General features: G+C 67.5%; 10 protein-coding genes. 7 read left to right on the top strand and 3 right to left on the bottom strand.

The window, feature by feature from the left end; genetic code table 11:
* Nucleotides 1-40 precede the first annotated feature (40 nt).
* The 4 genes from N5D91_RS10110 to N5D91_RS10125 all read left to right on the top strand — a co-directional run bounded on the left by N5D91_RS10110 (nt 41) and on the right by N5D91_RS10125 (nt 4285).
* The gene (locus N5D91_RS10110) at nt 41-1690 is read left to right on the top strand and encodes a M28 family metallopeptidase (protein ID WP_180855049.1); all 1650 of its coding nucleotides are present in this window, start codon (nt 41-43) and stop codon (nt 1688-1690) included.
* A 212-nt stretch (nt 1691-1902) separates the two neighbouring features.
* Nucleotides 1903-3162 (top strand): histidine kinase, encoded by a 1260-nt coding sequence (locus tag N5D91_RS10115; RefSeq protein ID WP_110710918.1) that lies wholly within the window; start codon nt 1903-1905, stop codon nt 3160-3162.
* Nucleotides 3152-3922 (top strand): LytTR family DNA-binding domain-containing protein, encoded by a 771-nt coding sequence (locus N5D91_RS10120; protein ID WP_110710919.1) that lies wholly within the window; start codon nt 3152-3154, stop codon nt 3920-3922. Before N5D91_RS10115 ends, N5D91_RS10120 begins: the two co-directional genes overlap by 11 nt.
* Before the next feature lie 18 nt (nt 3923-3940).
* Nucleotides 3941-4285 (top strand): hypothetical protein, encoded by a 345-nt coding sequence (locus N5D91_RS10125; protein ID WP_110710920.1) that lies wholly within the window; start codon nt 3941-3943, stop codon nt 4283-4285.
* A 39-nt stretch (nt 4286-4324) separates the two neighbouring features.
* Here the strand turns inward: N5D91_RS10125 and N5D91_RS10130 are convergent, their stop codons facing one another.
* Nucleotides 4325-4939, bottom strand: a complete 615-nt coding sequence (locus N5D91_RS10130; RefSeq protein ID WP_110710921.1) for a hypothetical protein — start codon at nt 4937-4939, stop codon at nt 4325-4327.
* 309 nt (nt 4940-5248) lie between these two features.
* Between N5D91_RS10130 and N5D91_RS10135 the strand changes: the two genes are divergently transcribed.
* A complete protein-coding gene (locus N5D91_RS10135; RefSeq protein WP_164161786.1) occupies nt 5249-6178 on the top strand; it encodes an oxygenase MpaB family protein in 930 nt (309 codons plus the stop codon).
* A 194-nt stretch (nt 6179-6372) separates the two neighbouring features.
* Here N5D91_RS10135 and N5D91_RS10140 read toward each other — a convergent pair whose 3' ends face one another.
* On the bottom strand, nt 6373-6960 hold the full coding sequence (locus tag N5D91_RS10140; RefSeq protein WP_164161787.1) for a TetR family transcriptional regulator: 588 nt from the start codon (nt 6958-6960) through the stop codon (nt 6373-6375).
* Between the two features lie 133 nt (nt 6961-7093).
* Here N5D91_RS10140 and N5D91_RS10145 point away from each other — a divergent pair, with 133 nt between their 5' ends.
* Nucleotides 7094-8308, top strand: a complete 1215-nt coding sequence (locus N5D91_RS10145; RefSeq protein ID WP_153856202.1) for an MFS transporter — start codon at nt 7094-7096, stop codon at nt 8306-8308.
* Nucleotides 8305-9477 carry an MFS transporter gene (locus tag N5D91_RS10150; RefSeq protein WP_164161788.1) on the top strand — a complete coding sequence of 391 codons (1173 nt, stop codon included), beginning with the start codon at nt 8305-8307 and terminating at the stop codon, nt 9475-9477. Before N5D91_RS10145 ends, N5D91_RS10150 begins: the two co-directional genes overlap by 4 nt.
* Before the next feature lie 208 nt (nt 9478-9685).
* On the opposite strand, the gene N5D91_RS10155 is transcribed toward N5D91_RS10150, so the two are convergent.
* Nucleotides 9686-11797, bottom strand: coding sequence for a M13 family metallopeptidase (locus N5D91_RS10155; RefSeq protein ID WP_180855050.1), 2112 nt, complete (start codon nt 11795-11797; stop codon nt 9686-9688).
* Nucleotides 11798-11948: the final 151 nt, after the last annotated feature.

Raw genomic sequence — 11948 nt, forward strand, 5'->3', positions numbered from 1 at the left:
CCCTTTACACTCCAGTAGGATTTCCCTGCTGGAGAGAGCAATGAAACGAGTGGTACTGGGCGTGCTGGCCCTGTCGGTGTCGAGCGCACTGATGGCGGCCACCCCGAAATTCGATGGCGCGCGGATCTCCGCCGACGTCAAGGAACTGGCCTCCGATGCCTACGAAGGCCGTTCGCCGGCCACCGCTGGTGAAGAGAAGACCATCGCCTATCTCAGCAAGCAGTTCGCCGATGCCGGCCTGCAGCCGGGCGGTGACCTCAAGGACGGCAAGCGCCTGTGGACCCAGGCCGTGCCGCTGCGCAAGGGTGACATCGTCGGCGCACCGCAGCTGGCGCTGCACCAGGGCGGCAAGACCGTTGCGCTGGAGCAGGGCAAGCAGATCGCCGTGCGCGCCGCCATGAACGGCGCCAGCAACGTCGACATCAGCAAGGCCCCGCTGGTGTTCCTCGGCTACGGCGTGAAGGCGCCGGAGCGCAACTGGGACGACTTCAAGGGCGTGGACCTGAAGGGCAAGATCGCCGTGGTGCTGATCAACGACCCGGACTTCGAGACCGGCCAGGGTGATTTCGACGGCAAGGGCATGACCTACTACGGCCGTTGGACCTACAAGTACGAAGAAGGCGCCCGCCAGGGTGCGCTGGGCGTGCTGATCGTGCACGAGACCGCGCCGGCGTCGTATGGCTGGGCCACCGTGGCCGGTTCCAACACCAACACCATGTTCGACGTGGTGCGCGACAACCCGGCGGAAAGCCACCCACTGCTGGAAGGCTGGATCCAGCGTGACCTGGCGGTGGAGCTGTTCCGCTCGGCCGGACAGGACTTCGAGGCGCTGAAGAAGAAGGCGCAGCAGCGTGACTTCACCCCGGTGCCGCTGACCGGCGCCAGCCTGGACGCGAAGTACGCGGTGAAGACCGATGTGATCACCTCGCACAACGTGGCCGCACGCCTGGAGGGCAGCACCCACGCGGACGAGACGATCATCTACAGCGCGCACTGGGACCACATCGGCGTGGGTGAACCGGACGCACGTGGCGACCGCATCTTCAACGGCGCACTGGACAACGCCAGCGGTACCGCCTCGCTGATCGAGCTGGCCCGTGGCTTTGCCAAGCAGAAGCGCCCGCAGCGCTCGGTGCTGTTCCTGGCGGTCACCGCCGAGGAGAAGGGCCTGCTGGGTTCGGAGTACTACGCTACCCATCCACTGTATCCGCTGGAAAAGACCGTGGCGGTGATCAACATGGACGGCATGGCGCCGTTCGGGCCGTCACGTGACTTCGGCATCTACGGTGCCGCGCGCTTCGAGCTGCTGGACCAGCTGAAGGACGTGGCCAAGGGCTGGGACATCCGCTACACGCCGGACCCGAAGCCGGAAGCGGGCCTGTTCTTCCGCTCCGACCACTTCCCGTTCGCCAAGCGCGGCGTGCCGGCGCTGTCCTGGTCGGCCGGCCAGGACTGGGTGGACGGTGGCGTGGCCGCAGGCAAGAAGGCCTCCGAGGACTACACCGCCAAGCGCTACCACCAGCAGGGCGACGAATGGCAGCCGGACTGGGTGTTCGCCGGTGCCGCCCGCGACCTGGAAGTGCTGTACACGCTGGGCAACCAGCTGGCCAACTCGCGCAGCTGGCCGAACTGGAGCAAGGACGAATCGTTCCGCGCTGTGCGTGACGCCAGCGCCGACCAGCGCAAGTAAGGGAATGCGCCGGGTTCGCCCGGCGCCTCCCGGGTAGTGCCGGCCGCTGGCCGGCAACTTTGTGATGCTTGCGGAGGTCATGGAGAGCCGGCCAGCCGCCGGCTCTACCAGAACGGCTTCCATCCCCACTTTTCCGGCCTTCGTCGCAGCCCGCTTGCTTGCCCGGCGGGCCGCCCTATGCTCGGCTCACCCCCTTCCTCCAAGGCGCCGCCGTGTTCGCCAGCCTCTCTCTCCTGATCCGCCACCTGCTGGCCTGGGCCGCCGCGCTGGTTGTCGCCGGCATGGTCTGGAGCGGCATCTTCAGCGGCATGAACGATGGCCCGGGCTGGGTCTTCGGCCTGCTGGCGATGTTCCTGATGATCTCCGCGCTGGGCAGCGCGATCACCCATGTACGACGGGTCTGGCTGGTCGCCGGCCGGCTGGATTCGACCACGCTGTCCGGGCGCCAGCGCCGCCAGGTGGAGCTGCCGATGGATGCCGGCCAGGCTTACGCCGTGGTGGAAGCGGCGATCGCTGAACTGCCGCGCGTCGAAGACGTGGAGAGTTCGGCCGGCAGCCTGCAGGTGCGCGCTTACGTTCGCCGGGTCGATCTCTGGAATGGCCGCCAGCCGTCGCGCTGGAACCTGCCGGCGCGATTGGCGATCAAGCGCAACAGCGTGCTGGCCACGGTCACGCCGGGGCAGGGCACCAGCACGGTCACCCTGCTGTTCGAACCGGATGCCGGCTGGTGGGCCGACCTGCTGGCGCTGGACGAAGGCAGCAACTTCGAGAACGCCGAAGCGGTTACCCGCGCGATCAGCCGACGTGTTGCCGACCAGCGCCGCGACGAGCAGGCCGCGGCCGAACAGACCCAGGTAGAGAAGGAGCTGTCGGTGGCGCGCTTGAGCCTGCTGCATGCGCAGGTGGAACCGCACTTCCTCTACAACACGCTGGCCAATGCGCAGGTGCTGACCCGCACCGACCCGGCGCGCGCCGAGCAGATGCTGGGCCATCTGATCCAGTACCTGCGCAGCTCGCTGCCGCAGGTGGATGAATCGGTGTCCACGCTGGGCGTGGAGCTGGAACGTACCCGCGCCTATCTGGAGATCCTGCGCATCCGCATGGGCGCGCGGTTGGCGGTGGAGGTGCAGGTGCCGAACGATCTGCACGGCGTGCACCTGCCGGCGATGGCGCTGCAGACGCTGGTGGAAAACGCGATCAAGCATGGCCTGGAACCGAAGCCCGGCGGCGGCACGATCTGGATCCTGGCGCGTGGCTTCGATGACCATGTGACGGTGACGGTGGCCGACGATGGCCTCGGCTTCGGCCAGGGCACCAGTGGTACAGGCATCGGGCTGAAAAACCTGCGCGAGCGCCTGCGCCTGACCTGCGGCGAGCAGGCCGGTGTGGCGATCGTCGCCAACTTCCCCAGCGGCGTGGCCGCGACCATGACCCTGCCGCAGTCGAACAAGGAGCGCAGCCATGCCGCTTGAAGCGCTGATCGCTGAGGATGAGGAACTGCTGCGGCAATCACTGGTGCAACAGCTGGGCCGGCTGTGGCCGGAACTGAAGCTGGTGGCCGAGTGCGAGGATGGTGCCAGTGCGCTGGAACAACTGGCCGAGAAGCAACCGGACATTGCCTTCCTCGATATCCGCATGCCCGGCATCAGCGGCATCGAAGTGGCGCGTTCGCTGTCCGAGCTGAGCCCGCGCACCCAGGTGGTGTTCGTGACCGCCTACGACCAGTACGCCATCGACGCGTTCGAGCAGGGCGCGATGGACTACCTGCTGAAGCCGGTCAGCGACGAGCGCCTGCTGGCCACGCGCGAACGCATCCTCTCGCGGCTGCCATCAACGCGCCAGGACGATGCCGTACTCGAACGCCTGCTGCAGCGGTTGGGCCCATCGCAGGGCGCTGCCGAGCGCCCGCCCTTGGCCTGGATCACCGCCAGCAACGGCCGCGAGACGCAGCTGATCATGCTGGAGGACGTGGCCTACTTCCGCGCCGACAACAAGTACACCACCGTGGTGACCGCGGCCGGTGAGAGCCTGTTGCGCACCCCGTTGCGCGAGCTGCTGGAAGTGCTCGATCCGCAGCACTTCCGCCAGATCCATCGTTCGACCATCGTCAACATGAAGGCGGTGGCGGCGGTCAGCCGCGACGATACCGGCCGCGGCGTGCTTCGCCTGCGGGGGCGTGCCGAGACCCTGGTGGTCAGCCAACCGTTCATGAGCCTGTTCCGCGGCATGTAGCCGCACCCTGGAGGCACCATGCGCCTGTTCCTGCTTGCCTGCATTGCCGCGCTGCCATTGGCCGGCTGCGAGAAGTCCAGCAACACCTCGATCACCCGCACCCGTGCCAATGGCGTGGACACGCTGTACAGCAAGGGCACAGTGGCCGATGGCGAGGCGCGGTTCCAGTGCATCGCCAGCAGCAGCGGCCAATGCCACTACCTGGTGCTGGACCCTGCCTGCAGTACCGATGCGGCATGCGCGAAGCCACCGCTGCGCCGGTTCGCAGTGGCGGTGGGACAGACCGAGGCGATGCGCGACCTGCCCGAGGGCTTCCGCCAATGCGTCAGCCAGGACCCGATAGAACAATGCCACCGTGAGTGATCACGGTGGCATTGTGGGTCCCCCCGCTTCCCTGAAGGGTCAGTAGGCAGGCTGCAGTGTCAGGTCGTGGTGGTGCTCGTTCTCGCCGACATGGTTGAGGCGACCGACCAGTTCGGAGTGCTGCTTCATGCGCCCGATCTCGGTCATGATGCGGATGTCCTCATGGCGCAGTTCGCGCCGGGCGGTGACCGCCTGCTTGTAGTCCAGCACTTCCGGATAGTGCTCGGCCAGGTCCAGCGCCTCGGCCACATGTTCGACACTGTCGGCCTTGGAGCTGATGCGGGCACGGCTGTTGAAGGCCTTCATCCAGCGCTCGAAACCGGCGGTGCGGTCGAACATGTTGGCCATGAACCAGATCACGAACAGGATCGAGATCCACGAACCGAACACCACGACCACGCGGGTGAAGGTGATGTGGTAATCGTCGCGCCAGAGGTAGTTGGTGATCAGGCCGAGGATCAGCAGCGAAGCCGCCTGCCAGCCGACGATCGAGGCGATCAGCCACTGGCACTTGGCCTGGGCCAGCACAGCCACTTCATCGCGGATCTGCTGCTCGCTCAGATTGCGCCAGTGCGCGACCTGTTTGTCGAACGGGCTGCTGTAGAGCTCGTTGTCGCGAAGCAGTAGTCCCAAACCCTTGAACAAAGCAATCATGGCTGGCTCCTTGTGGAACGTGCGTCGATCAGCATTGGACGGTGTGGCGGGTTCAGTTCTAGCACTTCCAGCGAGCCGTGCAATGGGCGGAATGCCTAGCGGCGTAAGGGTTTTGTCTGAATAGGTGAATGCTGCTGCGGCGCAGCATCATCGTCGCAGCCTGCGACAGGATGTCGCAGGGTGAAACATGCTGCAGCCGCACATGAAACCGTTGCTGAGTGCGGAGACTCGCCGTCGGCGTCGTGATCGACCAGAATCGGGGCCGACCGCGCAACGCGTGGCCGTTCTTCCGCCTCTCCTGGACCTGTGATGCCGGCTCTGCTGCAGCGACTCTCCCGCCCCGTGACCGCGCCGATCCGGCGCTGGGTCCTGGAGGCCTTCCCGCGTGGCCAGAGCGGCATCGACTACGACCACCCGCTGGGTGACCCGGGCTGGTTCGGCCCGGACAGCGTCACCTGGCGGCTGCATGCGGAATTTCCGTCGATGCTGGCCGGAGGCCTGTGCGCCCTGATGCTGCAGACCCTGCACCCGCGCGCGCTGGCCGGGGTCTATGACCATTCCAACTTCCGCCAGGACCTGGTGGGCCGCCTGCGCCGCACCACCGCGTTCGTTGCCGGCACCAGCTATGCGCCTGCCGGCGAAGTCGAGACGCTGGTGGCGAAGGTACGCCGCATCCATGCGCAGATCCGCGGCCAGACCGCGCAGGGCGAGGCCTATGCCGCCGATGATCCGCAGCTGCTGACCTGGGTGCATGTGACCGAGGCCTTCGGCTTCCTGCAGGGCTTCCGCCGTTACGGACGCGAGGTGCCGGCGCACATCGCCGATCGCTACTACGACGAGTATCGCTGCGTGGCCGAGGCACTGGGCGCGGTGGATGTGCCGCGCAGTGAAGCGGAAGTGGCCGCCTATTTCTGCGCGCGGCAGCCGGAGCTGCGCGTCGACGAACGCTCGCGCGAGGTGCTGGAGGTACTGTCCGGCGTGCGCCTGCCGGTACCGGTGCCGGGCCTGTCGCGCGAAGTGTTCCTCGGCGCCGGTGCGGCGCTGCTGCCGGACTGGGCCGAAGGCATGCTGGAACGCAATGCGCGCCAGCGCGCACAAGCTGCAGCGTCGGCGAAGCTGATGCAGGGCATGGCGCCGTTGTTCCGCCGTGCGCTGCCCGACGGCCTGGCCAGCCGCGCCTGCGCGCGGATGGGCGTGCCGGCAGCGGTGTTGCGCGAGTGGCCCGAAATGCTCCGGTAGGTGCCAACCTGGGTTGGCACGCGTTGCGCGATAGAGCTTCATCCACGCATGGCGTGGATCTACTGACACCATGGTTCTGGTAGCTGCCGACCTTGGTCGGCACGCATTTCGCGCAGTGCTGCAGAAGCGCCAACCAAGGTTGGCCTCTACCCGAGCTGATTCCGCAGTAGGTCCACGCCACGCGCGGATCGGCGTTACCCGGCCACCTTCAACCCACGCAACAACATCTCCAGCGCCGCCGTTGCCTGCCGCAGGCGCGCATCACCGTCCTCGCCCTCGGCGATCCAGAACGCGGCCTCGGCCAGGCTGCCGTAGATCAGCGATGCCAGCGCCTGCGCATCCACCGGCACCGCTACGCCCTGCGCGATCAACTGTTCGATCAGGCGCTGCATCGAGTGCACGCAGTGGCGCTGCGATTCCGGTGAGGCGCCACCCAGTACCGCGCGCGCATCACGCAGCACGATGCGCTGGATCTCCGGTTCCAGCGCCATCTCCAGATAGGCACGGCAGCGCTGTACGAAGCCGTCCCAGGCATCACCCGCGCGATCGCTGATCGCCTGCAGGCGCAGGTCGGTCTCGGCATCGAGCTGGGCGACCACCGCCGCCAACAGGCCCTTCTTGTCGCCGAAGTGGTGGTAGAGCGCACCCCGGGTCAGACCGGCCTGGGCGGTCAGGTCATCCATCGAGGTGGCGGCATAGCCATGCTCGCTGAACACCCGGCGGGCGGTGTCCAGCAGGCTGGCGCGGGTTTCTTCCATCTCGGCGCGGGTGCGGCGAACCATACGGAGCTCCTTACATACGCAGTGCATGATTATTTACATACGACGCGTATGAATGTAGCCTCTTATTCATACGCTCTGTATGTATTGTCGTGGCGCCGCACGCGCCAGGCAAGCCGCTGCCCTGGAGATCCTGATGGCCACCCCCTATCGCGACCTGTTCGCTGCCCCCGGCACCGCCGGCCTCGCTCTGGCCGGGCTGCTGGCACGCCTGCCGCTGCCGATGACCGGTATCGGCATCATCACCCTGCTGTCGCAGCTGCGCGGCAGCTATGCGCTGGCCGGCGCGGTGTCGGCCACCTTCGTGCTGACCTACGCGTTGCTGTCGCCGCAGGTGTCGCGCTGGGTCGACCGGCGCGGGCAGCGCAGGGTGCTGCCGTGGGCCACGGCGGCCAGTGCGGCCGGCCTGCTGTTGCTGCTCGCATGCACGCTGCTGGCCGCGCCGGACTGGATGCTGTTCGTCGCAGCGATGCTGGCCGGCTGCATGCCCAGCGTGTCGGCGATGGTGCGCGCGCGCTGGACCGCGATCCACCGCGGTCGCCCGCAACTGCAGACCGCGTACTCGCTGGAGACCGTGTTCGACGAGGTCACCTTCATTGCCGGCCCGCCGCTGTCGGTCGGGTTGTCGGTGGCGGTATGGCCGCAGGCCGGCGTGCTGGCCGCGGCCCTGCTGCTGGTGCTCGGGGTGACCGCACTGGTCCTGCAGCGCGGTACCGAACCACCGCTGCAGCGCGGCGAAGGCGCAACACCCTCGCGCTCGCTGCTGCGGCAAGCGGAGATCCGCCTGCTGGCGTTGCTGATGCTGGCGATGGGTGTGATTGTCGGTACCGTCGACATCACCAGCGTGGCCTTCGCCGAACAGCGGGGACAGCCACTCGCGGCCAGCGTGGTGCTGTCGGCCTATGCGCTGGGCAGTTGTGCGTCGGGCCTGCTGTTCGGCGCGCTGAAGCTGCAGGCGCCGCTGCAGCGCCTGTTGCTGCTGGGCGCAGCGGCCACCGCGCTGACCACGCTGCCACTGCTGTGGGTCGGCAGCCTGCCGGCGCTGGCCGTGGCCGTGCTGGTGGCCGGGTTGTTCTTCGCGCCGACGATGATCGTGGCGATGTCGCTGGTCGAACAGCGCGTGCCCGAAGCGCGCCTTACCGAAGGCATGACCTGGTTGCTGGCCGGACTGAACATCGGTGTGGCGCTGGGGGCGGCGCTGTCCGGGCAGAGCGTGGACGCCGGTGGCGTTCGCAGCGGCTTCATCGTCGCGCTGGCGGCAGGCGCCGTCGTGCTGCTGTTCGCATTGCTGCTGCAACGCGTGCTGCGCGGCGCAGCTGCATCCATTTCCGCTGAAGGAATCGTCCCATGAGTGTCTCTTCGCCCGCGCACGTCGCGCCGGTTGTCCGCCCTCCGTGGTGGGCGGTTTCCGCAGTCGGCCTCGCCACGTTCTCGGTGGTCACCACCGAAATGCTGCCGGTGGGCCTGCTGACGCCGATCGCCGAAAGCCTCGGCGCCTCCACCGGTACCGCCGGCCTGATGATCTCACTGCCGGCATTGCTGGCGGCGCTGTTCGCGCCGCTGGTGGTGATCGCGGCGGGTGGCATCGATCGCCGTCGCATCCTGTGTGCGCTGCTTGCACTTCTGCTGGTCGCCAACATCGCTTCGGCGCTGGCACCGGGCATCGGCTGGCTGCTGGCCGCGCGCGTACTGGTGGGGTTCTGCATGGGCGGGATCTGGGCCATCGCCGGCGGTCTGGCCGCGCGCCTGGTGCCGGCCCACCGCATCGGCCTCGCCACCTCGATCATCTTCGGCGGCGTGGCCGCGGCATCGGTGCTGGGCGTGCCACTGGGCGCGCTGATCGGCGATGCACTGGGCTGGCGCTGCGCGTTCGCGGCGATGGCGCTGTTCAGCGCGGCGGTGATGCTGCTGCATCTGCGCGTGGTTCCGGCGTTGCCGGTCAGCACATCGGTGCAGGCGCGGCAGTTCGTGCAGCAGCTCGGTCATCGCGGCCTGCAGCGAGGACTCTGGCTGACCCTGCTGCTGGTGGCAGGGCACTTCATCGCGTTCACCTATGTGCGGCCGCTGCTGACGTCCGTATCGGGTGTGGATGCGTCGTGGATCGGTGCGCTGCTGTTTGCCTACGGCCTGGCCGGCATCGCCGGCAACTTCATCGCTGGGCCGCTGGCGGCGCGGCATCCACGCGGCACGCTGCTGGCGATCGCGTCGGGCCTGCTGCTGACGCCGCTGCTGTTGCTGTGGGTGGGTGGCACGCCGAGTGGTGGCATTGCGGTGTTGCTGCTGTGGGGCCTGGCCTACGGTGGTGTGTCGGTGGGCCTGATGAGCTGGATGATGAAGGCGCTGCCGCAGGCCGTGGAGATCGCCACCGCGCTGTACGTTGGTGTGTTCAATGTGGGCATCGCGCTCGGGGCGTGGGGCGGTGGCCGGCTGCTGGATGGCATGGGCCTGCATGCGAATCTGTGGGTTGCCGCGGTGTTGGCTGCGAGCGCTCTGCTGATGGTTGCCACCACCCGCCGGTAGATCCACGCCATGCGTGGATTCCTACCCCGTGCCGACCAAGGTCGGCACCCACCAGAGCCGAGGCATTTTCCAGCCAAGGTTGGCAGCTACCAGAGCCGGGGCATGTGCCGACCAAGGTTGGCAGCTACCAGGGCGAGGCATGTGCCAACCAAGGTTGGCAGCTACCGGGAAATGAAACGGGCGCCTTGCGGCGCCCGTTCCGGTTACATCACCACACCTTGACCCGCTTGTCCGGGGCCAGGTACAGCTTCTGGCCTTCCTTCACTTCGAACGCCGGGTACCAGGCGTCGATGTTGCGTACGGTCAGTGCGCGGAACTGGCCCGGTGCATGCACATCGGTCAGCAGCGAATTGCGCAGCGCCTGTTCGCGGCTCTTGCTGCGCCACGCCTGGGCGAAGCCGAGGAAGAAGCGCTGGTCCGGCGTGAAACCTTCCAGGGTCTGGCCCGGCTTGCCCTGCAGCGACAGCTGGTAAGCGTCGTAGGCGGTACCCAGGCCGGCCACGTCGGCGATGTTCTCGCCCAGGGTCAGCTTGCCGTTCACGTGCACGCCCGGGAACGGTTCGTAGCTGCTGAACTGTGCGGCCAGCGCGTCACCGGCGGCGTTGAACTGCTTCAGGTCCTCAGCGGTCCACCAGTTGTGCAGCTTGCCGGTCTCGTCGAACAGCGCACCGGCATTGTCGAAGCCGTGGCTGATCTCGTGGCCGATCACGGCGCCGATCGCACCGTAGTTCACCGCGTCGTCGGCGGCGCCGTCGAAGAACGGTGGCTGCAGGATCGCGGCCGGGAACACCAGGCGGTTTTCCAGCGGCACGTTCATCGCGTTGATGGTCTGCGGCAGCATCGCCCATTCGGTGTGCTCGACCGGCTTGCCCAGCTTGGCGATGTTGCGCTGGTACTCGAACAGCTCGGCGCGCTGTGCGTTGCCCAGTGCGTCATCGCGGCGGATCTCCAGGCCGGTGTAGTCGCGCCACTTCTCCGGGTAGCCCATGCCCACGGTCAGGCCGGTCACCTTGGCCTTGGCATGCGCCTTGGTCTGTGGCGACATCCACGACAGCGCATCGATGCGCTTGGCGAAGGCGGCGATGATGTTCTTCGCCATCTCGTCCGCGCGCTCCTTGGTCTTGGCGTCGAAGTGCTTTTCGACGTAGCGCTTGCCGATCGCTTCGCCGATCGCGTGGTTGGCGTCATCGACGGCACGCTTCCAGCGGTCGCTCTGCTGCGGCGTGCCGCTCAGCGCGGTGCCATGGAAGGCGAAGCGGGCGTCGGCGAACTTCTTCGGCAGGTAGGCGGCGGCGCGGTCCAGCGCGTGGAAGGCCAGGTAGTCCTTCCACACCTCCAGTGGCTCGGTGGCGACCAGCTTGGACAGGCCGGCCACGGCCTTGGGCTGCCACACGATGAAGTCCTGCTGGTTGCCCAGCGCGGCCGCATCAAGGAAGGCGTTCCAGTCCATGCCCGGCGCCTTGGCATTGAAGTCGGCCTGGGTCCAGGGGTTGGCACCCTTGGTCACGTCGTTGGTTTCTTCCTGGGTGGCGTGCGCCTGCGCGATCTTGGTTTCCAGCGCGAGGATGCGCTGCGCCTTGCCGGCCGGATCGGCAACGCCGGCCAGCTGCAGCATCTGCGCGACATAGGCCTGGTACTGCTTGCGCAGTTCGGCCATGCGGCCGCCGCCCAGGTAGAAGTCACGGTCCGGCATGCCCAGGCCACCCTGCACCAGGTAGGGCGCGGTGCGGTCCGGCTGCAGCATGTCGACTGAGACCCACAGGCCGAACAGGCGGTCGGTGTAGAAGTTGGTGGCATTGAGCAGGTCGACGTCGGCGCGCATCTCGCCGCCGAGGGCACGCGCCAGGCCGGCCTTGTCGGCGATGGTCTCGATCGCCTTCAGCTGCGGCTGCACCGGCGCGATGCCGTGCTGCTCGATGCCGGCTTCGTCCATGTAGGCGGCGTAGTAGTCGCCGATCATCTTGTCGTCACCGCTGGCCTGGGTGTTGCCGGCGGCGCCTTCGAGGATCGCGCGGGTGTCGGCCAGGGTCTTCTCGGCGATGACGTTGAAGCTGCCGAAACGCGAACGATCGGCCGGGATCTCGGTGTTCTTGACCCAGGTGCCGTTGGCGAAACCAAAGAAATCATCGCCGGCGGCAATGCTGCGGTCCATGCCGCTGGCATCGAAGCCGAAGCTGCCCAGCATCGGCTTGGCCGCAGCGGGCGCGGCGTCGGCCGGCGTGGCGGTGCCGGCCGACGGTTCGGCCGGACGGTCGCAGGCGGCCAGGGACAGGCTGGCAACGATGGCCAGTGCCAGGGTGGGACGGCGCAGCTTGGACATGGACTTCTCTTGCAGCGGAAAACACCAAGTCTAATCCGCCCCGGCCCGTCTGGCGGCCCCACGGCGTGGCCTGCCCTGTGCAGGATCTGGCTGAACGCGCGGAACCGATCTTCACGCCGTCACCGGTGTGGTGCATGCTGGTCCCGGGAGC

Origin of the sequence: Stenotrophomonas sp. GD03794 (assembly GCF_029842145.1) — a bacterium.
GTDB classification, from domain to species: Bacteria; Pseudomonadota; Gammaproteobacteria; order Xanthomonadales; family Xanthomonadaceae; genus Stenotrophomonas; species Stenotrophomonas riyadhensis.